The sequence below is a fragment of the Glutamicibacter bergerei genome (genome assembly GCF_054495185.1).
Window position 1 is genome coordinate 2,374,748 of record NZ_CM137131.1, and the last position, 22,468, is coordinate 2,397,215.

Sequence of the window (22,468 nt, forward strand, 5' to 3'; positions counted from 1 at the left end):
TCCCGTCGACAGGCATCTACCGTGGCCGTCGATGGGTTCGAGACTATCCGTTCATGCGACGTTGGGCAACGAAGATCAGCTGCCGTCCGGGCCTGTCCGGGGCGTCGAGGACCTCGCGCACTTCGAATCCGGCCGCATCCAGCGTCGCTTCAATATGCTCACGGTTTCGATAACGAAGCGTGGATTCGGAGATCATTTCGGTTTCGTCTTCGAAGCGGAAGGTTTCGCGAAAGCGCAGAAGTTCGTTGTCGTAACCAAGCACCTGAACCCAGGTGGTCACCGCTCCTTGCCCGGCAACGACGGTCGTTTCACGAGTTAGTTGCTCGGTCCATTGCTCCCACGCCCGCACTTCTGGTCGCCGTGTTTCAAAGATCAGCGTTCCTCCGGGTTTCAGCGCCAGTGCAATGCGCTGCAGAGTATTTTGCCATTGCGCATCATCGGTGAAGACCATAGCAACGTTTGCGGTCATTACCGCCGCATCAAAATCCCCGGTTGGCAGATCGTGCACCGTACCGTGCACCCAGTGGACGCGCGCTGCCTCAGGTTTTTCCCGTGCCACGACTAAGGAAGCACCGGCAGGGTCAACCCCGGTCACTTCGAATCCTGCCCCGGCCAGGATGCAAGCGAAGGTTCCAGTTCCACACCCGAGATCCAAAATTTTGTGGGCGTCTATTGCTGTGATCAGTTGTGTATAGATCTCCAGATCACTACGGTCTGGATCAAGCGGGTCATAGAGTCGAGCAAGTAGCTCGTCATTGAAGTTTGCGTCCACTACCGGTTCATTAGTCATCATTACCGCCACCAGCCACTGGGAGCACACAAAATTCGTTTCCAGAGGGGTCTTGATAGACCCGCCATGCTAGCTCTCCCCAGTTTGGGTGCAGCTCCCGACCCCCGCGAGCCACGATTTCTTCGGCAATGACCTGCGCGTCATCACCTGATTCCAAACGCATATCCAAGTGCATCCGGTTTTTGGCCGGTCCTTTTGGTTCTGATTCCGGGTGCAATTCCAGCAGCGGTCCATGCCCGCTCCGGTGCCGTAAGGAACCGGGCTGCCCGGCAAAGCTTTGGTTCCACCCGGTGAGCCAAGCCCAGAACTGCGCATCGCGGGAGACATCGGCCGAATCCAGCGGCAGCGCGGCGATGGGACCCGTCGAAGAATACGGGCGGTTTTCCAGCACGCAAAACGCATTTCCCCCGGGATCTGCCCATACGGTCCCTGAAACGTCGTGCTGCCTAATGCCCCCGCGCCGCGCCCCGAGCTTTACTGCCTGAGCGGCTCTTTGCGATTGCTCGGGCCCACCAAGTAGATCCAAATGCAACCGGACCGGTTCGCCGGGTGCTTCGGCAACACGTTGAAAGCACAGATCCAGTGTGGGTCCGCCGGGGATTTCCAGACGAGTTTCAAAGCCTTGAGCCTCTTCGCCCAAGAATTTGCAGCCTAATAGCTCTTGCCAGAATCGCCCCTGAGTGTGCGGGTCTACAGAATCGAAAACAATGTTTTCCAGATACATGTGCCCAGCCTACCGGCAAGCTGAAATACGGCTCGGGCAGAACCAGGCTCAGCCAGAGGTGTAGTCTCGTCTTCCCCGCGGCCTAGCCGTTGCTGATTCCGATGGCCTGCCCAATACTCGACTTATCATCCAGCGTGTGCAGCAGAAACGCAGCCAGATCCGAGCGCGTGATGGTACCGCCAAGCATCCCTGCGTCCGACACCGTCAGCGCCTTCCAGCTGCCAGTAGCTTCCTTATTCGTCAGTCCGGTCGGGCGAACAATCGTCCAGTCCAGACCCGATGAGCTGACGTAGTTTTCCTGCGTATTATGATCGGCCAGCGGCTTAGCGAGCATCAACAGCATGGCAAAGCGCAAAAAACCTGGCATCTGTGAACCGGAATTCCCAGCTCCCAGCGAGGACTGCACCACCAGTCGCCGCACCCCCGCATCGTGCATCGCAGCAATGACCGTTTGCGTGATCAATGCCCGCTGATGGGGTACCTTTTTCGCGGCACCGACGGTGAGAACCACCGCGTCGGCGCCGGCCACGGCATCGCGCACCACCTGCGCATCTGTTGCATCACCGGCGAGCGCACGCACTCCGGACGGGGCTTGACCACTGCGTGAAAGCACAGTCACCGCATGCCCAGCCTGATGTGCAGCTTCGCGAACTGCGCCCCGGTCCCCTTGGAACCACCCACCACGGTAATCTTCACAAAAATCTCTTTCCCCAGCTGAACGTGAACTTGCTACGTACACAGTTTATCGTCGGTGCCTCGAGCTCGGTGCCCGCAGGCAGTCCGATAAGTTCAGGTCAGCAACGTCGTCCAGAACAGCAATACCTTCTGGCAGTCCCTCATGTCCTGCCTCGTCGATTTCAGGGAAGTCTTTACCGCGGGATTGGAAGCGACTCCGCTGGCCGGCACGATCCGCGGATCGCGCTGTGTCATCCAGGGCGGGCGCTAGAAGCATCACGCGTTGACCTAGCCAAGGGGCAGGAAGAGATTTAGGGTGGAACCACCGAGCTGGGCTTGGTATCCGAAACGCCAGCTCACCCTTTCCTGAGGAAACGAGCATGTCGAGTTCTATATCCCCAGCACCCGGCGCAAAAGCACCTCGCGCAACCCACCGCACACGACGACGAATCATCGCATGGGATCCAGGCCGAGACACTCTTATCGCTTTGGGCACTCTCCTCGCGTTTTGGGGATGCTATTTTGCCGGCAGCGCGTTGGGCAGTTGGTTTTTGGTGCTGGGGATCCTCTTGGTTGGCACGCTGATTCCTGCCCTGACCGTGTTGCGTCTTCGTGGGGAAGGCTGGGAAGGACTTGGGTTCACTCGCAGGTTCTTAGTGACTTCACTGATCATCGCGGCGGTGCTAGGTGCTGGTTCCGCGTACCAGCTCATCGTGACCGCCTCTGAGCTTCAGGTCCAGTTACTCCCCCACCTGTTAGCAAATTTCTTGGTTTTCTGGGAGCCGCTCTTCGTTTTTGGCTGGCTCTACCTTCGGTGGGAACGAGCTTTTGGGTGGCTTCCTGCAATTTTCCTCACCAGTGTCGGTTTTGCGCTACAGCATGTGGGATCTGTCCCGCTTCCGGTCGCTTTGAGCTTCGGCATGTTTGCGCTGGTTTTTTCGATCGTTTTTGCCTTCGTCAGAAATCTGGCCATTCTTTGGCCACTGTTCTACCCGGTCGCAAGTGGCATCGGCACCCTGCAGTCTGGTTTGGCCATGGGCTGGGACGATGTGCTTTCCGGTGTCCTAATCTTCGTCGTCCAACTATGCATTCTCTTCTTCGTCGCTCGGGGCATAGTCAAGCGAACAGCCTAAGAACAACTGCCCCGCATCTGCCCGATATTCTGCGACTTCTCCATGATTTTTCCCAGCTCGAAAGACCTTGCGTCGGGCATTGAGGGAGGAGCGTACCTGAGAGGGAAAACTAACCGGAAGCGTATTTCGTACATGTTAAGCGAGGTTGCGATCATTTATTTTTTTTGGAATCGTGGCAACCACATGCCCTGACCTTGGCATGTTCGCAACCGGAAGGAGAGCCACCGTGCTCACACTGACCGATCAGGCAGATACGATCGTTACCGCGATTGTCACCAACCAGTCCGAGGCAGAAAATGCTGGACTACGCATCCACCAGGCCGAGGGTGCAGGCGCACCGGATGAGGCCGCATTTGCGGTGCAGATTGTTGCAGAACCAGAAGCAGCCGACCTGGTAGTCCGTGGCGAAGGCAGCCCGGTATACCTCGATGAGCTGGTCACCGATGAGCTCGACGACAAGGTGCTAGACGCAGCTGTCAACGAAGAGGGAGCTGTCAGCTTCCAGATTCTGCCTCGCGCTTAGTAGCGGGTAGACACCTTTAGGCTTCCGTCGAGGGCCACCATTTTTGGTGGCCCTCGACGATTTTAAGCATTCGGATTTTCAGCGACTAAGGACCAGAATGGCCTTATGCCTTTCGCTGATCAACTCATCGGCCCCGATGTTGCCGAACAACTCTCCATCCAGATGCAAGCAGTCGTTTCGGACCGCTCCCTGGAGCACCTCCCAGCAGTCTCCACGACATTTGTGCCGCTGAGCCTGCGCGAACGCTCCGATGCGTTGCGTGACGCGCTCTTGGCAGATTTTCCTGATGACTACGCACAACTGGCGGCGGCCATTCGCCGGGCCAGTGAGCACAGTGAAACGTTCACCGGCTGGATGATTTGGCCGGTGACTAGCGCGCTGGCAAGCAGAGCGGTACAAGAAAATACCGCGGAAGCATTTGATGACGCGATGACAATGCTCGCCATGCTCACCCCAAAACTCACCGCAGAATTCGCGATTCGACTGTTGCTAAACCACGATCTGGAACGCGCGCTGTCCTTCGCCCACCGGTGGACGCAGTCCCCTGACGAGCACGTACGCCGTTTGGCTAGCGAAGGCACCCGTCCATATTTACCGTGGGCTGTCCGCGTACCGCAGCTAACCGCGACACCAGCAATGACAATTCCCATTCTTGATGCGCTGTACCGGGACGAAAGTGAATATGTGCGTCGTTCGGTAGCTAACCACCTGAATGATCTGAGCCGTGAATCAGCCTCGTTGGTCATCCACACGGCGCAGCGCTGGTTAGAAAATCCGTCCGATACCACGCTCGGGGTAGTCAAGCACGGGCTTCGCACGTTGCTTAAGCGCGGAAATCCCGAGGCGTTGGCGGTACTAGGTTTTGTGCCCGCCACGCTAGATATCACCGGTCCGTCCGTAGCCAGAGAACAAATTGCGTGGAGTTCATCTATCGAATTTGTAGCCAGCATAAAAAATACCGGGAGAGAGTCGGCGCAGCTGGCCATCGACTACATCGTCAACCATCAAAAGGCCAACGGGGCGACAAAACCCAAGGTTTTTAAACTCACCACCCGCACGCTGGCACCGGGCGAACAACTCGACATTGCGCGAACACATTCTTTCCGGCCGATTACCACACGCCGTTATTACCCCGGAGCTCATTCAATAGCCCTGCAGATCAACGGAGTTCCTACCGAAGCTGCCGGTTTTGATCTGTTGCCAGGCACCGAGCTGTAATACCAAAAACTGACAGCGCGAGAATCTCAGAGCACAATAAGAAGTATGGATACACCAGAAATTTTCAGCACACTCGCCCGCCTGCCATTCAGCTCGGCCAAAAATCTGCCACAGCTCACCGCCGAACAGCTCAATGCCCACCCGGCCGGGCACCCCAATTCAATTGCGTGGTTACTCTGGCACAGCTCGCGGGAAGTTGACGCGCAGTTGGCTCCACTCACCGGCCAGGCGCAGCTCTGGGACGAATATGCCGAAAGGTTTGATCTCGGCGAGCTAGGTGCCAGCGTTGGTTATGGTCATAGCTCCGCAGAAGCAGCGCGCATCAAGGTCAACGATCAGGCGCTACTGCTGGAATATTTGGAAGCCACGCTCACCGCGCTCGGCGACTATGCGAGCACCTTAACGCCCACGCAACTGGACGAGGTGATCGACCGCAGCTGGGATCCTGCGGTCACTCGTGGGGTCCGTCTGATCTCGATTATCGACGACGCCATCGCGCACGTCGCTCAGGCCGCCTACGCCGCCGGCATACTCACGGCGTAAACGACCTGGCGCGTGCGTTCAAAGAGTTATTTGCTCCACTGCGCCAGTTGTGTGGCTGAAGTTTCGGCCAACCACATTTGCCATAGCGGGCCAAAGCTCACCCGACGCACGCCCAGTGAACGCAGTTGCGCCAGGTCTCCGGCGGCATGACCCTTCACCGGGTGCGCGGTGACATTAACCGGGATCTGCACGGCGGCCACCAGCTCGCGGATCTGTTCGGCGGAGCTGAGCCCCACCGGGTAGACCGACCGTGCGCCGGCCTGCTCCATGAGTTTAGCGCGGGCTACGGCCTCAGCCAGTGGGTCGGCAAATACCTCGGTGCCAAGCTTCACCGCGTCGGTACGGCCGTTGATCACAAATGCCACGCCTGCCGCATCGGCTTCGGCTCTGGCCGCGGCGATGTAGTCGGCGTGTTCTTGGCGATCACGAACGCGTTTGCCCTCGGAGTGCACCACGTCTTCGATATTTGCGCCGGCGGCTCCGGCATCCAGCAAACGCCCGATCAATTCTCCAGGAGCTAACCCATAACCCGACTCCACGTCGACGCTGACCGGCAGCGTGACGGAATCGATAACTCGTTGGCAGGTGCGCAAATACTCTTTAAAATCCATCTGCTCGCCGTCGCTGCTACCGGTAGCGTCGGCCACGGGGTGGCTGCCGATGGTGAGCGCTTCAAATCCTGCCTCGGCGGCAATCTTCGCACTCCAGGTATCCCAGACGGTCGGGAGCACCAAGGTGCTGTTTGATTCGTGCAAATCGGCGAGCTTCTGAGCTACGGCTTTAACATCAACCACGGAGTCCTCCTCGGACTTTTTAGGGAACACGCTCAGCCTACCAGCGGGTTATTTTTGTCGGATCTGCCTTTGCCTCTTGATATCGCAGCAAAGGTGCGACATCGTTCAACATAGGAGATAAGGAGAGCGTGATGACTAGCCCGGCCGCAGACAAGCACGATTGGGCCACCATACCCAACGCCATCACGGTGCTCAGATTCCTGCTGGTCGTGCCGATCTGCTACTACCTCCTGACCGATTCCGCGCCGGTAGCCACCGCTTTCTTATTGCTCGCGTTTGGGCTCAGCGACTGGATCGATGGGTTCATCGCACGAAAGTTTAACCAGGTTTCCCACGTCGGTGTCCTGCTTGACCCGATTGCCGACAGGCTCGGGATCGTCGCGATTGCCGTGTGTTTAGTCTTTGGCGGCTTAGTTCCTTTGTGGATCGGCTTGGCCATCTTCGTCACCGATCTGTTCTTGTTGTGCACCTACTTCGCCTTGCGGCTCTCCGCCCCACCCGAGTCGAGCAAGCTGGGGAAGATTCGCACCGCAATCATGATGTTGGGTTTAGCCGCTGTGGCTTTTGGGCGCATCGAGGAACTGTCCTGGCTATTCACCCCGGGTCTCTACATCCTTGGCATCGGCGCGATACTGCACCTTTTTGTGGGCGCCGGATACCTGCGCCTCATGGCTCATACGGCAAAAATACTTCGCCAACCTGCCGGCTAGCTACCGGATTAGTCCAGTGGAACCGTCGCGACCTGCTTTGCGGGCACGCCGACCACCACCGTATTTGGGGCAACGTCCTTGGTGACTACTGCGCCGGCACCCACCACGGCCCCATCACCGATGCTGATCCCCGGAAGCACTGTCACGTTCGCACCGAACCAGACACCTTTGCCAATCACTACCTTGGCCGGGTGCATGTCGGCGCGGCGGCTAGGCACCATGTCATGGTTCAAGGTGGTGATCACCGCGTTGTGTCCGATCAGTGAGCCCGCACCGATGCTAATGCCGCCCTGGTCTTGGAAACGGCACCCACTGTTGATGAAGACCTCTGGACCAAAGCTGATGTTTTTGCCGAAGTCCGCGCTAAAGGGCGGGAAGAGTTGCATCGAATCGGGCACCTTTGTTCCGGTCAGTTCGCTCAGTAACGCGCGGACTTGTTCGGGGCTCTGGTAGCTACCGTTGAGCTGTGCGGTGATCCGCAAGGCTTCCTGGCTCGTCGCGTGCATTGCCTCGTGGTGCGCGGATCCGCCGGGAATCACTTCACCTGCATTGAGTGTGGCTAGTAGTTCTGTCATTCCAGCAATATGTGTCATATCTTCACCTTAAACCCACTGCCGAATGAAACTCTGGGAACGTGTCGACTTCCATCGGAGGAGTCCCGGACGGCGCTGCGGTAGGCCACCCTCGATCAGGCACCGGCGGTATGCTCGGCTCATCTGGCTTGGCTCTGTACTTTTCGGGTGCAACCGGCAAAGCTAGAATCATGGAAGATTCTGCGATTGATGAGATCTGCGCACTGGCTGAAAAGCATGGGCTAGAACTGGATCCGCACAGTCTCACCATCAACGAGCTTGGCTTGGATTTCCAAGTCGCCATCGGCACCACAAATACCGGCGATTCTTGGGTGCTGCGAATTCCACGTCGGCCCGACGTGACCGAACGTGCCGCCATAGAAGGCAGATTGCTTCGGCGGCTTGCCCCGCACCTGGACGTGGCAATTCCCGACTGGAAAATCCATAGCGACACGTTGATCGCCTACCCGCTTTTGCCGGGAGAACCAGGTCTCACGCTTACCGAGGAGGGCCAACCGCAGTGGCATTTTGCGCTCGAATCCCGCGAGTATGCGCATTCACTGGCAGATTTTCTTGCCCAATTACATGCGGTGGATCCAACGGAGGTCATCGACAGCGGCATTGAAGTTTTCACTCCCAGTTCCGTGCGCCAACAAAAACGCGAGGACATCGCCCGGGTCGTGAAGGAATTTGAGGTGTCCGCAGAGCTACAGGAGCGTTGGAGCCGATGGTTAGCCGATGACCGGTATTGGCCCGAGCACACCACACTGACGCATGGAGAAATTTATCCCGCGCACCAGCTGATGACCGGCGAGCGCATCGACAGCATCCTTGATTGGACCACCGCGGCCATCGGCGACCCGGCCCGGGATTTTGTCTTCCACCACGCCAGTGTTTCTGCAACAGCGTTTAATGCCACCGTGGACCGATACGTCGCTCAAGGCGGTGTGGTCGGCCCGCTCATAGCCGAGCACTGTGTCGAGCTTTTCAGTACCGCCGCCGTTGATTATGGTCTTTTCGCGTTGCAGACCGGAAATGCGGAGCATCTCAAAGCTGCAGCTGCTCAACTCAATCCCTAGGCCGCTTCGGGCCTAGAACGTCGCGTTGTCACACCGGGGCAGCAGGGCTCAAAGTTCCGGTCGGCTTCACCAGGCTTCCGCACGATAAGCCACCATTTACGCCCCAGAAGCACCGCGCGGTACTTTACGATGCGCCGTGCTCCGGAAGCTGCGCATATCCATCCACCGCGGCTTCGCGGAGGAATTCAACTGGCCACAACGCAAGCAACTGCGCAGAATATTGGATCTTAACCACGGCTACCGAAGCGGCATGCGCAGTTCGCAAAGTTTGCGCCAACTCTTCGAACCTAGCCAACTGCCCGCTCACAAACGCGCGGTCCACCGCTTGCCCGTGCCCGGGAATCAGCACGTGCTGTGGGTCGATCAATTTCAGTAGGGAGCGTAAGACCTTAGGCCAGCCCAACGGAAAAGATCCAGACCCGAACATCGGCGGGCCTGACTCCTCGATAATGTCGCCAAGGAACCAGATTCCCGCGTCAGGAATGTAAATCGCTAAGTCGCTCTGCGTATGCCCGGGGTCCAATGGAATCAGCTTCAGCTCCCGGCCTCCGAGGTCAACCGTGGCTGGTTTAGCAATTGGCACACTTGGCGGTGTCAGTACCACCTCGGCCCAGCTTTTATCCGGTTCTGATTCAGGATCCTGCTGGAGCCTTAGCAAGCGGGGCCGCTCAAAGTTTTCAAAATGCTGTGCAATCAGATGGTGACCGTAAATGGGGATACCCGCGTGAGCGAACAGCTGGTTGCCGAAGCTGTGATCATAGTGCGCGTGAGTATTGATTACCGCGACAATCGGCACCGCAAACTGCTGTGCCACGTCGTTCATGATCTCTTGTGCCTCGGCAGGGTTATTGCGCGTATCAATCACCGTCGCCCCGCACGGCCCAATGACCAGACCCACCGAAACATCCAGTGGATCATACCTACGCTGGTATACCCCGTCGCCAACCTGTGTCCACGTTCTATCGGTCATCTGCTTCCTTAGGTCAACAACTATTAATCCTTGGGTAATTTCGCCTCTTGGTAGCTACTCGCGTCGGCGAGCACGGTGAGTTCTTGACTTCGCGGCTTCCACAATGCGGCGCGAATAGCGGTGAGCTCCTTGAGCGACGCTGGGGTCAGCTCATCTAATGCGCGAATATACTCGGGCAGGATCTCGCGTGGCAAGCGCAGGCCCATGGTCAGGTGTGGAGTCCATCTGTGCCCTCGACCATCCGGGTTCAGCGCACTAATCTCGCGCGCCGCAGCTTCCAATTCAGCGGAGGTTTCGAGTAACCAAGCGACGGTTTGTTTGCGCTTCGTCCCAAAAATTACCGTGCCTACACGCTCTAGGCGTGCCGGAATCAGGCTGGGAAGTAACCGTGCAGCACAGTGCACCGCCTCTTCAGCCATGGCCGGGGAAGAGGTGATGGTGATATGCGGAGTCTGTTGTTGTGCAGGAAACCCACGCGCTTCCAATGCTACAAACACCTCGCGAATTTGTTGTTCTTGGGCCTCTGGCAAGCGCAACAAGATGTTATCGGGCGAGGTCCTCATTCACGACTCCTTTTTCTGCACGCACTGCGCTAGTTATCCGGGTGGGCTTCCAAACCATATCGCTTATTAAGTGGGTCGATAAAAAAGTCCGGCTCCGCTGGCGGGCGGTGCGTAAACCGTGCAAAGGCAATACCAAGGATCATCAGGAAGACCATGCTCAAGGCGATACTCCACCTACCAGCGGCGAGTTCGGTGGCGGTCAGCGCGAAAATCAGCAGCGCGACTGCGACGGTTACGAAAAACGAGAGGATATCGATCCATAGAATGTTTTTCCGTGCGATCGCCTTGTACCCAAAAACGATCGAGATCATGCTGACCGGCACCGAATAGAGTGCGATGGTCGCGGCCGGAACAAAACCTGGCATCTGCCATCCACCCATGGCAAAAAGCGCGACAAACCATAACAACACCGGCCAGAACGCAATCTTGATATGTTCCCAATAACTTTCGTTGACCGCAGCGAACACGGCAACCACCCGGTGATGCCCGGACCAGTCGTAAGCGAAATGCAGCAACGATCCAATGATCGATAACGGCAGGATCGCGACTGCGTTCAACCAAATCAGAGTATCTATCCCCATGAGCTCAACCATATGCCACTCAGACGCTGGTTGACCCCCGTCAAGGACTTGTCCGGGCCTGCTCCGTATGCTGATCTCAAGATCAACCGGTAAAGGAGAAAACACCATGAAAAATCAACTCGCCACCGCCGTGCAACTCACCCCAATTCTGGCCCGAGTCCATAATCTGACCGCGCAACTAGCACAATCACCCAATACCGAATCGAGCACACAGCGCTTCGACCAGCTACGCTCGATCACTAAGAACTATGCGGTGCCAGCCGATGGTTGTGAGGCCTATAGCGCTGCTTATGCATCACTCAAGTCCGCCGATACCGCACACCACCAAAATTAGAACTGCGCATACCCCAAAGGATGAATCCATGAAGAAAAGTATTCCGCTCAAAGAAGGCTCGGTACTGATCACCAAGCAGATGATCGGTACCGACGGCACCGCGTTCCCGACGCACAGCGCTTCACACGAATCAGCGCTTGTAATGACCGAGGGCAGCTGCGAGCTGAGCTTCCCAGACGCAGTTCACATCCTCAACACCGGTGATACGTTCATTGTTCCCGCCGATGTGGTGCATCAAATTGTGGGGACCCCGAACTTTAGTGCGGTTCACATTATGCCCAAAGACATTCGGTTCAACTTCGATGTCTAGGCTCTAGCTTCTCGTTCCTTAGCACTGCCCCTCAACGGGTGTGGGCACGAGACAGGGAGCAGGCTTTGAGCGCTGACGCTAGAACTCCTTAATTCTTCTCCGCACTGGTCGTGAGCGGCTTCATGGCTGCTTCAACGCGTTCTGGAATCATCGTGATACGAGGCGTGAGATCTTCCGCTGGAAAAGTGTCGTCAATACAAGCGCGCCAGAACTGTATGTGCTTTTCATCAAGCCAATGATCCGATTGCGCAACACCAGCACCGTCTTCGCCTTGGACGCTGTACCAATACAAGTAGTCGACTCCATCGATCGTCTCCGAAAAGATCGTCTCAACGTACATCTGCTCAGGCTCAAGCGTTTCGCGAACTGCGGCAGCATTTGAGTTCAGGAATTGCATCCACTCATCGACGATGCTTTGCGCGTTCTCGCGGACTCGGAAACGAGTTAATTCAATCTTCATTCGTCTATAGTGCCGGGTTCGCGTCAAGGAACTCAAAACAACTCCCGTGCAGGTTCCCCTCGCGGACGTTCGGTTCAAAAGAGTACGTTCTTCTGCAACTCCGCGAAGTCTTACTTCGAGCGGAGGATTCCCATGATAACGATATCCTCGTATTTTCCACGTACCCAGGCATGTTGGCGCTGACGACCCTCGATCACGAAACCTGCCTTCTCATACGCACGAATGGCGCCCGTGTTGGATTCGATCACCTGCAGATGGACGCGGCGCAAGTTGCAGCGTATGAAGGCGAACTCGACGATCTGCGAGATGGCTGCGGTCCCGATGCCCTTTCCACGGGCTTCGGGCACCAGGGCGATACCAACCTCGGCGTGGCGGGCTAGATCGTCGAATTCGAAGAGTGAAACACTTCCGACTGCGGCACCGTCCACATCAATCATGAAACGCACACTTTTGTCTGAATTATCGGCATCAAGCTGCGCCAGCCGGGCCTTGTAGGTGTCTCGATTTAGCGGAGCAGGAGTTGCCTCGCTGCGTTCCTCCCACGTGGTCAAATCGTCGGCGATTTGGAACAAGACGTCGAAGTCATCTTCGGAACGGGAACGAAGTGTGATGGTTCGTGAGCTGCGCATGCTCAGAATCCTATCAATCGACGCCGGAGGCACGAGAGAAACGTGCATGCAGCGAGGGCAGTCACGGGTGATCCATCTACAGTCCTTCCGGGGTACGGGGGAATTTCGAATTAGTCGTTGTCCCGATGGTGGTTCCCGCTACCTGCGCGGAGCCCTGCCTCAGTAGTAAATGCTGACATTCAAACGGCCCCCAACTGAAAATGACAGTTCATCTCAGTTTCTCCTTCACTTCCGATAAATGCAGTTCTGCACAGTCAACGATGAGGCAACTTGGGTTCAAGATCGTTCTTGCGCCCAGCCGGACAAAAGGTCTTGATTAAATATCTAGATACAACTTATACTTAGATACATGAGCGACGATGAGGTGAAATCGATATGGCCTGCACCCTGGATCCGTGCCGCATTGGGAACGGCAGTTCTCGCCAGTCTTGAAAACGGGGCATTGCACGGTTACGGGATTGCGCAAGCCGTCAATGAGCTTGGATTTGGGCGACCCAAGGGTGGATCCCTCTATCCGCTACTGACCGGTCTGGAAAACGACGGTGCCGTCATCGCGCAATGGGAGCAAGGACAAAATGGTCCCGGAAAACGCAACTATGCGTTGACACCGCACGGACATTCAAGGCTCCACGAAGAACGTCGCGCCTGGCATGCTCTAGCTAACTCTCTCGGCGCGCAGAAACCAGATACTGACAACGACTCGGACCCACAAGGAATGAAGCCATGACTCAGAACTCCGCAGAATCGGACACCGACATTGATCTCGCCAAACTCATCAAAGAGTTTCATGCCGCCCGCGGCCAGGAAGACGACGTTAACTGGGTTCGAACCGCTGCAGGTCGACTGATGCTCGATGGCGTCAAAATTTCAGCTGCGAAACAAGCCTTCGTCGACCTGCTTCCAGTACTCAACGAAGCGCAGGAACCGGCAGAAGATCTGTTTGGGGACCCAAAGCTTTGGGCCAAAGAACAGCAGGAACATTGGCAACAATCTGGAACTCCTATACAGGACCGGTACCATCTGTATTCCCTCAAGCAGCTCACCCAAACAATCTGTTTTAGCGCAGCCCTGCTCAGCGTGGTCGTGACCATTGTGGTCCTTATCGATGATGGATGGACAACAAAACTGAGCTGGTCAATGCTTGGACTTCCGCTCTTCTTCACGACTATTTCCGTAGGCATAGTGCAGTTCTGGAATCTTGCAGTGCGGAAATTTACTCGCCTTAAGGCAATGGCCTGGACTGCGACGATCTTCGCCGTCGCCGGGATTGCCCTCGGCGGGCTCGCCATTGCCCTTCAGGGGTCCCCGGGCACAGCATCCGTTCTTTGGTATCTGGCTCCGGTACCGATGTATGCGCTCTTTTACTACCTCATCGAGAAGTTTTCAAAGCGCAATTCTCCGGCATCTCGGTCAACCACACCGAAGCTTGGAGTAGCAACACACGAGGAATGGATCCGCCAACTTCAGGAAAACCTCCGACTTCGTGATGACCTTAGCGACCGACGGATTCGTGTCATCGTCGACGAAACCCGCGCATTCGCCGTTGAAGCCGACGCATCACTACCTACGGAATTCGGCACGCCGGAGAGCTACGCAGCCAGCTTCGCGCCCAATACCTCGTTCCGCTCACGCCGCGAAGCATTGGGCTGGACTGTCGGTAGCGCACTTGTAGCGTTGCTGCTTGTGGTCTCAATAGACAACGCGCAGTCGCTCTACTCCTGGCAGTCCGTGGTCTTCGCGGCATTGCTCGTCGGAACGATCTGCTACGCAGTCCAAGGCTGGCGGAAATCTTTCAAGAATTAGCAGTGCGGCCCACAGCGTTGAACCCTCAGTCGACCTTCAACGGAGTAATCGCCGCGAGTTTTTCAGCAATACGATCCTCCGCAAGTACCAATTCATAGTGTGCCTGCAAATTCAGCCAAAATTGTGGGTCGATCCCGAAATAACGCCCGAGTCGAAGTGCGGTGTCAGCGGTAATCGCGCGCTTACCGTGCACTATTTCGTTAATACGGCGTGGTGGAACGCCAATCGAGACCGCAAGCTTGTTCTGGGTGATCCCGAAGCCGTTGATGAAGTCCTACATCAGCACTTCGCCGGGGTGAATCGGGCCCTTTTCTCAGTGGTAGTCGACTTCTCAGTGGTAGTCGACGAGTTCGACATCTTGTGCACCTCCAACTTTCCAGGTGAAACAAATCCGCCATCGATCATTCACACGAATGCACGACGAACTAAGCCTATAATCCGGCAACAGCTCGCTGTTTTTGAGCAGCCTGTTAGCGCCAATCAGTTTCTGAACTAGGTTCAGCGACGACCGATGACTAGGCTGAGTAGATGGCGACAGTTATCCTCGTGCGGCACGGCCGCACCACAGCCAATGCAACCGGGCTTTTAGCCGGACGAACTCCAAGCGTGAGCCTCGATGAGCTGGGACAGCAACAGGCAACGTCAGCCGGCGAGCGCCTCGCGCGTGTGCCACTGGTCGGGGTGGTTTCCAGCCCACTTCAACGCTGTCAGCAAACCGCGCAGTACATCCTCGATCGGCAACCCGGCACCCCTTATGCTCCCACCGAGGACGACCTCACCGAGTGCGACTACGGCCAATGGCAAGGACGCATGCTCAGCGAGCTGGCTACCGAAAAATTGTGGCCGGTTGTTCAGTCCCAACCATCGGCGGTCACCTTTCCCGGTGGTGAATCTATGGCCACCATGCAGTCCCGCTCGGTGGCCGCCATTCGACGTCACGATGCAGCCTTTGAGGCGGAGCACGGTCCAGGAGCAGTCTGGGCGGCGGTCGCTCATGGAGATATCATCAAGTCGATCCTCGCCGACGCACTGGGCATGCACCTGGACATGTTCCAGCGTCTGAATGTGGGCCCTGCATCAATTTCGATCGTGCACTATGGCGCCAACCGCCCTACCGTCCACGCGATCAACACCGATGCCGGAGACCTATCCTGGCTATCAAACGCTAGCCACGCAGCCGATGCGCCCGTCGGCGGCGGCGCCGGAACACAAACTACACCCACTACCGGAGCATAAGATATTTATATGCCTACACGTATTCACGAATTTTCTTGGCCCGATAGGGTCGTCGTTGGCGTCATCGGCCTTCCCGGTGACCGCACTTTCTACCTCCAGGTCCGCACGGGCAAAGAGATTGTCAGTGTTGTGCTTGAGAAACAGCAGGCCGCGCAGCTCGCGGAAAATATCGATGACATTCTTGATCAGCTGCTCACCGTGGATGGAAACCCCTTCAGCATTCCCACCGGAACTCCCATCGAGCTAGTGGACAATGACCCGCTCGAAGATGATCAGGAGCAGTTTCGTACTGGCGCGATGAGCTTGGGTTGGGACCCATCCACCTCGCAGATCGTCATCGAGGCTCACCCCATCCCGGATGAAGATCCCGACGCGGCGCCCGCGCAAGAGACTGAAATGCTTCGCGTGCGGATGCCGGTAGGCACCGCCCGCGCCTTCGCTAAGCGCACCCGCGAGATCGTGGATGCCGGCCGTCCGATGTGCACCCTCTGCGGTTACCCGATGGACGCAGACGGACACACCTGCACCATCCCCGAAAACTGATACACATGGCCGATCTGATGACCACCGAGCTCACGCTCACCGGCAGACTCACCACGGCGTCAAACGCAACCTTCCTTGGCAACATCGGTGAGAAGGTCGTCGTTTACAAGCCGATCGCCGGAGAGAATCCGCTGTGGGATTTTCCCGAGGGCCAGCTGGCTCATCGGGAGGTCGCCGCCTATCTGGTCTCGGAAGCCTTGGGCTGGAATATCGTGCCGCACACCTGGCTGCGTGATGGTCAGTTCGGTGAAGGCATGGTGCAGCTGTGGCAAGAGCAAGATCACGATGAAAACGCCATCGATCTGGTCCCTGCCGAGAGCGTTCCACAGGTTGGTTGGAAACAGGTTTTTCAGGGACGCGGCGAGAATGGTGAACTGCTCGCCCTCGTTCACGAGGACTCCCCCGCGTTGCGACGTATGGCGGTATTTGATGTCATCGTTAACAACGCCGACCGCAAAGGCAACCACATCCTGGCGATGACCGGTGGACACCGATACGGCGTGGACCACGGACTCACCTTTCACCGCGAGCACAAGCTGCGCACGGTGTTGTGGGGCTGGATCGGCGAAGCACTCACCGCTGAGGAGCATGCGGGTGTCGCGCGCATCAGCGAAGGACTGCATGCTGAGCTGGGGCAAGAACTGGCGGAGCTGCTGACCGCCGACGAACTCGCTTCTCTCGCGCAGCGCTGTGAGCGGTTGCTTTCCTCAGGTCAATTCCCCAGCCCGAGCGGGGAGATGCCAGCGGTACCTTGGCCGTTGTTCTAAGCGAACAAGGCTAGGCGAACTGGGCTAAACGAACAACGGGTTACCAGATTCGCAAGTCCGTGCTTCGTATCGTGCGCATCCAAACACCGGGTGTTAGAAATTTTCCGCCCTGACCGATGACCTGCCGGCGGGCGAGTCCGTCGCGGCAATGTTGCACATCTAGGCTCCCGTGGATTTGCCGTGTAGTCGCACCACGCCATAGCCTGCTTGTATGCGCCCCGAAACTAGCCGCAGCAAAGGCGAAGAACTCAGCCAAGCCGAACGCGACATCCTTGCCTTGCTATGCAGTGCCACCGATGCCGAATCAGCAAAGGCACGTCAGCAGTTGCAGTTCTCCCGCTGGGACGGGTTCCAATTCGACGAGTGCGAATGCTTCCTTATCGCAGTCACCAAGGGGCCCGAGTGCAAGCGCATCAGACATGGCGGCGGACCGTTTTCCTCTGCAACCGTGCTGCAAAATGAAAAAGCTTTGGGACACCTAGATCTTTGGGTTATCGACGGTTACCTTCACTCCCTGGACTACATGCCATTCGAAGATGACCCCGGCTACATGCCGTTGACTACTGAGTACACCTTCGATTTCATCGGCAGGCAGTAACTACTAATTCCCGCTGCTTGATTTCATTGGTCCGCGCTCTGTGCTCAGGTTGCTCGACTACGAAAATTCACTCACGATCCGGTAATGCCCTTGAATTCATCACCCTGGCTAGACCACGAGGCGGATCCCCACCGAGTTCTGACACAGACCAGCTAGGTGATGATCGCAGCGCTCTTGCACGTAAATTGACTTCACCCTTGGTACTTAGTCAACAGTGCTGTGGGAAGGTGGCAGGAATCCTCGGGGAAACGCGCGAGCCGATCCTGATGTTCTTCGGCGCTTCGCACATAGGTGGCAAGTGGCAGTACCTCGACCGCGATGCGGTCCGCATCATCCCTTGCAGCGATGAAGGCCCGAGCCGCTTCGAGGTGGGCCGGCGTAGTGGAATACACTCCAGTGCGGTACTTCAGACCGGTATCCGGTCCCTGTTGGTTCACGCTGTAAGGATCGATAATTTCAAACAGGTACGCCATCAGTTGCTCGACACTGACAACCGTCGGATCAAAACGGGTTCGGACACATTCTGCATAACCGTCGTAGTCGCTATCGATGTGCCCGCTGGTGCCGTTGGCTCTTCCAGCCTCCGTGAATGTCATGCCGTTCAGCGTCGCGATGAAAGCCTGTACACCCCAGAGGCAGCCACCGGCCAAATAAAGCTCCTCAACCTCACACTCCACATCCATAATGCCGATCTTACTGCCAGCTACGCGTGGAGCCATCAGTGGATGAAGCGGTACTCAGCCAGAGGGTTGTCTCGAGTAACTACCGGTCCTGACGAACTGTCGTCAGCTCGACCCGGTCATTTCCTACCGCATCACAGGTGATCGTCGTATCGGCAATCGCGAAGCTATTGCCTTCAGTACAGGTGGGTTCCACCCCTCCGGCTTGGAAATGGGCTTCGCCGCCTTCCGATGCCGACACTAAACGAATGCGGTCTGCGGAGCGCAACCCATGGTCGCTGTTGTAGGGCCGCGGAAATTTGTGGAACTGATCGCCTTGAATCATGATTGAGCAATTGCTCTTCGTGTCGCATTTGGAACTCCACCTGTCACAGGCCGTCAGCGGCAAGATGAGGACAGCGATGGTGGTGGTGGCAAGAAATGCTCGGGTGGGGTGTCGCATGCGCCTCCTGTCCTTCAATATCAGGGTCATAGGTTGAACTCGCTCCGGGCGATTGCCCTGATCAGGGCCTCACGAGACTGGCCCAGCTCAGATGCATAGTATTTGCCCCGCTTAGCCTACCTATTGACGCACTGAGCGGTCGAAACGAGGAAGCGAAGGTTCGCGGCTCTGTCCAGCAAGTTCTTTATGAGGCATCGGTCGGCCTTCTTTCCGCCGACCTACAACTTCACCGCCCCTGAGCTACGCGACGGAAGCACCTAATGAGGCGTCCGAAGTACTGCTGAAGAAAAGCACAGGAGAAAACGCGACCAAGCGATCAATGCGGTCGGCCCGAGCGTAGTGCGGGCACAATCTTGAAGCTGGATACCAGCGGAATATTCTGCACGGAATGACTGTTGCCAATTAATGGCATATGCCGCATATTTTTACCCGTAGAGAGATTGATAAATGAGCACGCTAGTGATTGTAGGAGCGGGGCCAGGGCTCGGTCTCAGTATTGCTAAGAAGTTCGGCAAGAAGAACTTCAATGTAGCTTTGATCGCCCGGAATCAAGAGAGTCTCGACAACTTCCAGAGCTCGTTGTCTGAAATGAATATCAAGAGTGCGGGCTTTGCTGCCGATGTCACAAACGAGCAACAGATTGCGGATGCGTTCTCACAGGTGCGAGCAACGTTCGGCCAGATTGACGTGCTCGTCTATAACGCAGGTGTGATCGCACCGGTTTCTGCCGCGGAGACAACGGCCCAAATAGCGAATCAGCATATGCAGGTGAATATCATTGGAGGGATCTCAGCCGCGCAGCAGGTGATTCCCGAGATGATTGAAAGACAGCAGGGAACCATCTTCTTTACCGGCGGCGGGGCTACCGAACTGACTGTGACGCCAATTCTGACTACGTTGAGCATTGGCAAGTCAGGACTGCGCAGTTACGCTCATTGCCTCCACGAGGAGCTGGCTGGACAGTGCGTCTACGTGGGGATGCTTTCAATTGCCGGAGTCATCGAAGAAGGAACGTACTTCTCCCCCGACAACATAGCGGACGAATACGTTGATATGTATGAGAAACGTGATGTCGCAGAACGCTTTTATGTCGACGAGTCACAGGATTCGGACGCTGTTTTGAAGGACACCTATACCAGCTAGGTTGGGTCTGAGCTGTCCACCGTCACGTGGCAGCTCAACCTAGGGTTATAGGTCATTCAACGTACTACCCACGTACTAAACGATCTTGCACGACGTCTTCTAGAAAACGAAGCCCTAATATTTAAGGCCATGCCACAGACAAGGGCGCCTTCCAGTCAGAATAACCGGAAGGCGCCCTTGCTTGGCTCAGCCAAGCCAAACGGAATTAAACGTTAAACCTAAACTCCACGACGTCGCCGTCCTTCATGATGTATTCCTTGCCTTCGATGCGCGCCTTACCGGCAGCCTTCGCATTAGCAATGGAACCAACCTCAACCAGGTCTTCGAAGCCGACAACCTCGGCCTTGATGAAGCCGCGCTGGAAGTCGGTGTGGATCACGCCGGCTGCTTCCGGTGCGGTGGCACCCTTGGAGATGGTCCAAGCACGAGTTTCCTTCGGGCCAGCGGTCAGGTAGGTCTGCAGACCCAAGGTGTCAAAACCGACGCGGGCCAGCTTGCCCAGTCCGGACTCGACGATGCCAGCATCTTCCATCATCTCTGCCGCTTCGTCTTCTTCCAGCTCGGCGAGCTCGGATTCGAACTGCGCGTCAAGGAAGATTGCTTCGGCCGGTGCAACGAGCTCGGAGAGCTTCGCCTGCATCTCGGTGTCGGCCAGACCAGCCTCATCGGTGTTGAACACGTAGATGAATGGCTTGGTGGTCATCAGCTGCATTGGCGCGAGCTCTTCGAGATCAACACCCTTGGTCTTCGCGGCGGCGAAGAGCGTGATGCCCTCTTCGAGGATCTTCTGCGCATTGAGCACCGCGTCCAGGAAGGACTTCTCGATCTTCTTGGTGCGCAGCTCCTTTTCCAGACGCGGAAGCTGATTTTCAATGGTCTGCATGTCGGCGAGGATCAGCTCGGTGGCGATCGTCTCGATATCCGAGGCAGGGTCCACCTTGCCGTTGACGTGAATGACGTCGTCGTTGACGAACGCGCGAGTCACCTGGCAGATCGCGTCGGCTTCACGGATGGTAGCCAGGAACTTATTGCCCAGCCCTTCACCCTCCGAAGCACCCTTAACGATGCCGGCGATATCCACGAAGGACACGGTCGCTGGAAGGATGCGCTCGGAACCGAAGATTCCGGCGAGCACCTTCAGACGCGCGTCCGGCAGCGGGACGACGCCCACGTTAGGTTCGATAGTCGCGAACGGGTAGTTGGCTGCCAGCACCTGGGCGTTGGTCAGCGCGTTGAACATGGTGGACTTGCCGACATTGGGCAGTCCGACGATTCCGATAGTAAGAGCCACGGGAGAAGATTCTACCTTTGCTTAGGAGATGCGAAAAATGAAGTGCTTAGTTCGTTTCGTTGGCGGAGCGTCGGCCACCTAGGGCCCGGGCGTCATCGCCGGACTCCTTGAGCTTGCCGCGGATCTCCTTAGGCAGCGAGAAGATGATGTCTTCCTGCGCGGTGGTGACCTCGGAAACGTCGGTGAAACCGTAATCAGCGAGCAGCGCCAGCACCTCTTGAACCAGGACATCTGGCACCGAAGCACCGGAGGTCACGCCCACGCTGGAGACGTTCTCAAACCAGGTCTCATCAACCTCGTTGGCGAAGTCCACGCGGTAGGCTGCCTTGGCACCGTGATCCAGTGCCACCTCAACCAGGCGTACCGAGTTCGACGAGTTCGCCGAACCCACCACGATCACCAGTTCCGAGTCCGGGGCGATCTCCTTGATCGCGGCCTGCCGGTTGGTGGTCGCGTAGCAGATGTCATCGCTCGGTGGATCCTGCAGATTCGGGAAACGCTCGCGTAGCCGGCGAACGGTTTCCATGGTCTCATCCACGCTGAGCGTGGTCTGCGAGAGCCAGATCAGCTTGTCCGGGTCCTTCACCACCACGGTGTCGGCCTCTTCGGGGTTGTTCACGATGGTGGTTACTTCCGGAGCTTCACCGTAGGTACCCTCAACCTCTTCGTGTCCTTCGTGACCGATCAGCAAGATCTCATAATCGGCCTTGGCGAAGCGCACGGCTTCGCGGTGCACCTTGGTCACCAGCGGGCAGGTCGCATCGATGGTGCGCAATCCGCGGTCCTCGGCGGACTGCACCACGGCTGGGGAGACACCGTGCGCGGAGAAGACGACCAGTGCGCCGGTGGGCACTTCCTCATTTTCCTCCACGAAGATCGCGCCGCGCGATTCAAGTTCGGAGACCACATGCACGTTGTGCACGATCTGCTTGCGCACGTACACCGGGGCGCCGTAGTGCTCCAACGCCTTCTCAACGGCGATGACCGCACGGTCCACGCCGGCGCAGTAGCCGCGCGGGGCGGCCAGCAGAACCTTGCGCTCGGTGACCTGCGGGGAAGCTGCGGCGATCTGCTCGGGGGTGCGACGAATACGCGGAACCCGAGGGATCGGCAACGAGACCGGGACAGAAGTGGAAGTAGCCATACCCCTAGTCTACGAACCCCATGCAAGTTAGCGCATGCTCATATGATGCGTGCCACCTGCAAAGGGCTGTGAGTTTAGCCTCCACCGCAGAATCCGGGACCGGCGCCGGGCATGAAAACCCCTTATTTTGTCTCAGCTGTGGTGTAGCGTCACTACTGCGCGTCCTTCTCCGGCCAGCCTCAACTGGCGGCAGGTCAAGCGCGCGGAACCACA

The 22,468-nt window shown here is 57.1% G+C and carries 31 protein-coding genes; 16 read left to right on the plus strand and 15 right to left on the minus strand.

Annotated features, from left to right (window positions below):
- Positions 1-43 precede the first annotated feature (43 nt).
- The 3 genes from ACX5K5_RS10945 to ACX5K5_RS10955 all read right to left on the minus strand — a co-directional run bounded on the left by ACX5K5_RS10945 (position 44) and on the right by ACX5K5_RS10955 (position 2,133).
- The gene (locus ACX5K5_RS10945; protein WP_205738269.1) at positions 44-793 is read right to left on the minus strand and encodes a class I SAM-dependent methyltransferase; all 750 of its coding nucleotides are present in this window, start codon (positions 791-793) and stop codon (positions 44-46) included.
- Positions 783-1,514 carry a VOC family protein gene (locus ACX5K5_RS10950; RefSeq protein WP_096255927.1) on the minus strand — a complete coding sequence of 244 codons (732 nt, stop codon included), beginning with the start codon at positions 1,512-1,514 and terminating at the stop codon, positions 783-785. Before ACX5K5_RS10950 ends, ACX5K5_RS10945 begins: the two co-directional genes overlap by 11 nt.
- An 82-nt stretch (positions 1,515-1,596) precedes the next feature.
- Positions 1,597-2,133: an NAD(P)-dependent oxidoreductase gene (locus ACX5K5_RS10955; RefSeq protein ID WP_459174379.1), complete on the minus strand. Its 537-nt coding sequence runs from the start codon at positions 2,131-2,133 to the stop codon at positions 1,597-1,599.
- On the opposite strand from ACX5K5_RS10955, the gene ACX5K5_RS10960 reads away from it, so the two are divergent.
- The 5 genes from ACX5K5_RS10960 (at position 2,118) to ACX5K5_RS10980 (ending at position 5,606) form a co-directional block, all read left to right on the plus strand.
- Positions 2,118-2,504: a hypothetical protein gene (locus tag ACX5K5_RS10960; protein WP_459174380.1), complete on the plus strand. Its 387-nt coding sequence runs from the start codon at positions 2,118-2,120 to the stop codon at positions 2,502-2,504. The genes ACX5K5_RS10955 and ACX5K5_RS10960 overlap by 16 nt on opposite strands.
- Before the next feature lie 65 nt (positions 2,505-2,569).
- Positions 2,570-3,322 (plus strand): hypothetical protein, encoded by a 753-nt coding sequence (locus tag ACX5K5_RS10965; RefSeq protein WP_459174381.1) that lies wholly within the window; start codon positions 2,570-2,572, stop codon positions 3,320-3,322.
- 226 nt (positions 3,323-3,548) lie between these two features.
- Entirely contained in the window at positions 3,549-3,845 is a 297-nt protein-coding gene (locus ACX5K5_RS10970; protein ID WP_188686937.1) for a Fe-S cluster assembly protein HesB, read from the plus strand.
- Positions 3,846-3,950: 105 nt separating this feature from the next.
- The gene (locus tag ACX5K5_RS10975; protein ID WP_459174382.1) at positions 3,951-5,063 is read left to right on the plus strand and encodes a DNA alkylation repair protein; all 1,113 of its coding nucleotides are present in this window, start codon (positions 3,951-3,953) and stop codon (positions 5,061-5,063) included.
- A gap of 45 nt (positions 5,064-5,108) precedes the next feature.
- A complete protein-coding gene (locus ACX5K5_RS10980) occupies positions 5,109-5,606 on the plus strand; it encodes a mycothiol transferase (RefSeq protein WP_459174383.1) in 498 nt (165 codons plus the stop codon).
- A 26-nt stretch (positions 5,607-5,632) separates the two neighbouring features.
- On the opposite strand, the gene ACX5K5_RS10985 is transcribed toward ACX5K5_RS10980, so the two are convergent.
- Positions 5,633-6,400: an isocitrate lyase/PEP mutase family protein gene (locus tag ACX5K5_RS10985; RefSeq protein ID WP_459174384.1), complete on the minus strand. Its 768-nt coding sequence runs from the start codon at positions 6,398-6,400 to the stop codon at positions 5,633-5,635.
- Between the two features lie 131 nt (positions 6,401-6,531).
- On the opposite strand from ACX5K5_RS10985, the gene ACX5K5_RS10990 reads away from it, so the two are divergent.
- The gene (locus ACX5K5_RS10990) at positions 6,532-7,110 is read left to right on the plus strand and encodes a CDP-alcohol phosphatidyltransferase family protein (RefSeq protein ID WP_346058858.1); all 579 of its coding nucleotides are present in this window, start codon (positions 6,532-6,534) and stop codon (positions 7,108-7,110) included.
- 8 nt (positions 7,111-7,118) lie between these two features.
- On the opposite strand, the gene ACX5K5_RS10995 is transcribed toward ACX5K5_RS10990, so the two are convergent.
- Positions 7,119-7,703: a DapH/DapD/GlmU-related protein gene (locus ACX5K5_RS10995; protein WP_459174385.1), complete on the minus strand. Its 585-nt coding sequence runs from the start codon at positions 7,701-7,703 to the stop codon at positions 7,119-7,121.
- A gap of 41 nt (positions 7,704-7,744) precedes the next feature.
- Here ACX5K5_RS10995 and ACX5K5_RS11000 point away from each other — a divergent pair, with 41 nt between their 5' ends.
- The gene (locus ACX5K5_RS11000) at positions 7,745-8,761 is read left to right on the plus strand and encodes a macrolide 2'-phosphotransferase (protein ID WP_382412294.1); all 1,017 of its coding nucleotides are present in this window, start codon (positions 7,745-7,747) and stop codon (positions 8,759-8,761) included.
- A 124-nt stretch (positions 8,762-8,885) separates the two neighbouring features.
- On the opposite strand, the gene ACX5K5_RS11005 is transcribed toward ACX5K5_RS11000, so the two are convergent.
- From ACX5K5_RS11005 to ACX5K5_RS11015, 3 genes are read right to left on the minus strand one after another with little or no spacing between them, the layout of a single operon-like run.
- Entirely contained in the window at positions 8,886-9,731 is an 846-nt protein-coding gene (locus tag ACX5K5_RS11005) for an MBL fold metallo-hydrolase (protein WP_459174386.1), read from the minus strand.
- A 23-nt stretch (positions 9,732-9,754) separates the two neighbouring features.
- Positions 9,755-10,294, minus strand: a complete 540-nt coding sequence (locus tag ACX5K5_RS11010) for a 2'-5' RNA ligase family protein (RefSeq protein WP_096255909.1) — start codon at positions 10,292-10,294, stop codon at positions 9,755-9,757.
- Between the two features lie 29 nt (positions 10,295-10,323).
- On the minus strand, positions 10,324-10,875 hold the full coding sequence (locus ACX5K5_RS11015; RefSeq protein ID WP_096256034.1) for a DUF6512 family protein: 552 nt from the start codon (positions 10,873-10,875) through the stop codon (positions 10,324-10,326).
- A 106-nt stretch (positions 10,876-10,981) separates the two neighbouring features.
- Between ACX5K5_RS11015 and ACX5K5_RS11020 the strand changes: the two genes are divergently transcribed.
- Together ACX5K5_RS11020 and ACX5K5_RS11025 are read left to right on the plus strand one after the other, a co-directional pair.
- Positions 10,982-11,209 (plus strand): hypothetical protein, encoded by a 228-nt coding sequence (locus ACX5K5_RS11020; protein WP_096255907.1) that lies wholly within the window; start codon positions 10,982-10,984, stop codon positions 11,207-11,209.
- Positions 11,210-11,237: 28 nt separating this feature from the next.
- The gene (locus tag ACX5K5_RS11025) at positions 11,238-11,519 is read left to right on the plus strand and encodes a cupin domain-containing protein (RefSeq protein WP_096255905.1); all 282 of its coding nucleotides are present in this window, start codon (positions 11,238-11,240) and stop codon (positions 11,517-11,519) included.
- Positions 11,520-11,607: 88 nt separating this feature from the next.
- Here ACX5K5_RS11025 and ACX5K5_RS11030 read toward each other — a convergent pair whose 3' ends face one another.
- On the minus strand, positions 11,608-11,979 hold the full coding sequence (locus ACX5K5_RS11030) for a DUF6176 family protein (protein WP_096255903.1): 372 nt from the start codon (positions 11,977-11,979) through the stop codon (positions 11,608-11,610).
- Positions 11,980-12,089: 110 nt separating this feature from the next.
- Positions 12,090-12,608, minus strand: a complete 519-nt coding sequence (locus ACX5K5_RS11035; RefSeq protein WP_443438211.1) for a GNAT family N-acetyltransferase — start codon at positions 12,606-12,608, stop codon at positions 12,090-12,092.
- 349 nt (positions 12,609-12,957) lie between these two features.
- Between ACX5K5_RS11035 and ACX5K5_RS11040 the strand changes: the two genes are divergently transcribed.
- The gene (locus ACX5K5_RS11040) at positions 12,958-13,335 is read left to right on the plus strand and encodes a PadR family transcriptional regulator (RefSeq protein ID WP_459174387.1); all 378 of its coding nucleotides are present in this window, start codon (positions 12,958-12,960) and stop codon (positions 13,333-13,335) included.
- Positions 13,332-14,411 carry a hypothetical protein gene (locus ACX5K5_RS11045; protein WP_459174388.1) on the plus strand — a complete coding sequence of 360 codons (1,080 nt, stop codon included), beginning with the start codon at positions 13,332-13,334 and terminating at the stop codon, positions 14,409-14,411. Before ACX5K5_RS11040 ends, ACX5K5_RS11045 begins: the two co-directional genes overlap by 4 nt.
- Before the next feature lie 25 nt (positions 14,412-14,436).
- Here ACX5K5_RS11045 and ACX5K5_RS11050 read toward each other — a convergent pair whose 3' ends face one another.
- On the minus strand, positions 14,437-14,679 hold the full coding sequence (locus tag ACX5K5_RS11050; protein ID WP_459175438.1) for a HigA family addiction module antitoxin: 243 nt from the start codon (positions 14,677-14,679) through the stop codon (positions 14,437-14,439).
- 260 nt (positions 14,680-14,939) lie between these two features.
- Between ACX5K5_RS11050 and ACX5K5_RS11055 the strand changes: the two genes are divergently transcribed.
- From ACX5K5_RS11055 to ACX5K5_RS11070, 4 genes are all read left to right on the plus strand, one after another.
- Complete coding sequence (locus tag ACX5K5_RS11055) at positions 14,940-15,647, plus strand: histidine phosphatase family protein (protein WP_096255893.1); 708 nt, start codon at positions 14,940-14,942, stop codon at positions 15,645-15,647.
- Between the two features lie 9 nt (positions 15,648-15,656).
- Positions 15,657-16,190 carry an Rv2134c family protein gene (locus ACX5K5_RS11060; protein ID WP_096255891.1) on the plus strand — a complete coding sequence of 178 codons (534 nt, stop codon included), beginning with the start codon at positions 15,657-15,659 and terminating at the stop codon, positions 16,188-16,190.
- A 5-nt stretch (positions 16,191-16,195) separates the two neighbouring features.
- Complete coding sequence (locus ACX5K5_RS11065) at positions 16,196-16,957, plus strand: Rv2133c family protein (RefSeq protein ID WP_459174389.1); 762 nt, start codon at positions 16,196-16,198, stop codon at positions 16,955-16,957.
- Positions 16,958-17,168: 211 nt separating this feature from the next.
- On the plus strand, positions 17,169-17,555 hold the full coding sequence (locus ACX5K5_RS11070) for a hypothetical protein (protein WP_096255889.1): 387 nt from the start codon (positions 17,169-17,171) through the stop codon (positions 17,553-17,555).
- A 191-nt stretch (positions 17,556-17,746) separates the two neighbouring features.
- Here the strand turns inward: ACX5K5_RS11070 and ACX5K5_RS11075 are convergent, their stop codons facing one another.
- Together ACX5K5_RS11075 and ACX5K5_RS11080 are read right to left on the minus strand one after the other, a co-directional pair.
- Positions 17,747-18,238 carry a peptide-methionine (S)-S-oxide reductase gene (locus tag ACX5K5_RS11075; protein WP_096256031.1) on the minus strand — a complete coding sequence of 164 codons (492 nt, stop codon included), beginning with the start codon at positions 18,236-18,238 and terminating at the stop codon, positions 17,747-17,749.
- Positions 18,239-18,317: 79 nt separating this feature from the next.
- A complete protein-coding gene (locus ACX5K5_RS11080; RefSeq protein ID WP_141392915.1) occupies positions 18,318-18,677 on the minus strand; it encodes a hypothetical protein in 360 nt (119 codons plus the stop codon).
- Between the two features lie 447 nt (positions 18,678-19,124).
- On the opposite strand from ACX5K5_RS11080, the gene ACX5K5_RS11085 reads away from it, so the two are divergent.
- Positions 19,125-19,820: an SDR family NAD(P)-dependent oxidoreductase gene (locus ACX5K5_RS11085; RefSeq protein WP_170947822.1), complete on the plus strand. Its 696-nt coding sequence runs from the start codon at positions 19,125-19,127 to the stop codon at positions 19,818-19,820.
- Between the two features lie 205 nt (positions 19,821-20,025).
- Here ACX5K5_RS11085 and ychF read toward each other — a convergent pair whose 3' ends face one another.
- Both ychF and ACX5K5_RS11095 read right to left on the minus strand, forming a co-directional pair.
- Complete coding sequence (gene ychF, locus ACX5K5_RS11090; protein ID WP_188686871.1) at positions 20,026-21,111, minus strand: redox-regulated ATPase YchF; 1,086 nt, start codon at positions 21,109-21,111, stop codon at positions 20,026-20,028.
- Between the two features lie 46 nt (positions 21,112-21,157).
- Positions 21,158-22,255 (minus strand): 4-hydroxy-3-methylbut-2-enyl diphosphate reductase, encoded by a 1,098-nt coding sequence (locus tag ACX5K5_RS11095; protein ID WP_346058798.1) that lies wholly within the window; start codon positions 22,253-22,255, stop codon positions 21,158-21,160.
- Positions 22,256-22,468 lie beyond the last annotated feature (213 nt).

Bases quoted from the DNA above. Each gene is read 5' to 3' on its own strand.
- ACX5K5_RS11020 (WP_096255907.1), top strand. From the start codon at position 10,982: ATGAAAAATCAACTCGCCACCGCCGTGCAACTCACCCCAATTCTGGCC.
- ACX5K5_RS11080 (WP_141392915.1), bottom strand. From the start codon at position 18,677: ATGCGACACCCCACCCGAGCATTTCTTGCCACCACCACCATCGCTGTC.
- ACX5K5_RS11010 (WP_096255909.1), bottom strand. From the start codon at position 10,294: ATGAGGACCTCGCCCGATAACATCTTGTTGCGCTTGCCAGAGGCCCAA.
- ACX5K5_RS10950 (WP_096255927.1), bottom strand. From the start codon at position 1,514: ATGTATCTGGAAAACATTGTTTTCGATTCTGTAGACCCGCACACTCAG.
- ACX5K5_RS11040 (WP_459174387.1), top strand. From the start codon at position 12,958: ATGAGCGACGATGAGGTGAAATCGATATGGCCTGCACCCTGGATCCGT.
- ACX5K5_RS11035 (WP_443438211.1), bottom strand. From the start codon at position 12,608: ATGCGCAGCTCACGAACCATCACACTTCGTTCCCGTTCCGAAGATGAC.
- ACX5K5_RS11070 (WP_096255889.1), top strand. From the start codon at position 17,169: ATGCGCCCCGAAACTAGCCGCAGCAAAGGCGAAGAACTCAGCCAAGCC.
- ACX5K5_RS11015 (WP_096256034.1), bottom strand. From the start codon at position 10,875: ATGGGGATAGATACTCTGATTTGGTTGAACGCAGTCGCGATCCTGCCG.
- ACX5K5_RS11075 (WP_096256031.1), bottom strand. From the start codon at position 18,238: ATGGATGTGGAGTGTGAGGTTGAGGAGCTTTATTTGGCCGGTGGCTGC.
- ACX5K5_RS10945 (WP_205738269.1), bottom strand. From the start codon at position 793: ATGATGACTAATGAACCGGTAGTGGACGCAAACTTCAATGACGAGCTA.
- ACX5K5_RS10995 (WP_459174385.1), bottom strand. From the start codon at position 7,703: ATGACACATATTGCTGGAATGACAGAACTACTAGCCACACTCAATGCA.
- ACX5K5_RS11005 (WP_459174386.1), bottom strand. From the start codon at position 9,731: ATGACCGATAGAACGTGGACACAGGTTGGCGACGGGGTATACCAGCGT.
- ACX5K5_RS11085 (WP_170947822.1), top strand. From the start codon at position 19,125: ATGAGCACGCTAGTGATTGTAGGAGCGGGGCCAGGGCTCGGTCTCAGT.
- ACX5K5_RS10965 (WP_459174381.1), top strand. From the start codon at position 2,570: ATGTCGAGTTCTATATCCCCAGCACCCGGCGCAAAAGCACCTCGCGCA.
- ACX5K5_RS10980 (WP_459174383.1), top strand. From the start codon at position 5,109: ATGGATACACCAGAAATTTTCAGCACACTCGCCCGCCTGCCATTCAGC.
- ACX5K5_RS11095 (WP_346058798.1), bottom strand. From the start codon at position 22,255: ATGGCTACTTCCACTTCTGTCCCGGTCTCGTTGCCGATCCCTCGGGTT.
- ACX5K5_RS11060 (WP_096255891.1), top strand. From the start codon at position 15,657: ATGCCTACACGTATTCACGAATTTTCTTGGCCCGATAGGGTCGTCGTT.
- ACX5K5_RS11025 (WP_096255905.1), top strand. From the start codon at position 11,238: ATGAAGAAAAGTATTCCGCTCAAAGAAGGCTCGGTACTGATCACCAAG.
- ACX5K5_RS11055 (WP_096255893.1), top strand. From the start codon at position 14,940: ATGGCGACAGTTATCCTCGTGCGGCACGGCCGCACCACAGCCAATGCA.
- ACX5K5_RS11030 (WP_096255903.1), bottom strand. From the start codon at position 11,979: ATGAAGATTGAATTAACTCGTTTCCGAGTCCGCGAGAACGCGCAAAGC.
- ACX5K5_RS10975 (WP_459174382.1), top strand. From the start codon at position 3,951: ATGCCTTTCGCTGATCAACTCATCGGCCCCGATGTTGCCGAACAACTC.
- ACX5K5_RS11065 (WP_459174389.1), top strand. From the start codon at position 16,196: ATGGCCGATCTGATGACCACCGAGCTCACGCTCACCGGCAGACTCACC.
- ACX5K5_RS11045 (WP_459174388.1), top strand. From the start codon at position 13,332: ATGACTCAGAACTCCGCAGAATCGGACACCGACATTGATCTCGCCAAA.
- ACX5K5_RS10990 (WP_346058858.1), top strand. From the start codon at position 6,532: ATGACTAGCCCGGCCGCAGACAAGCACGATTGGGCCACCATACCCAAC.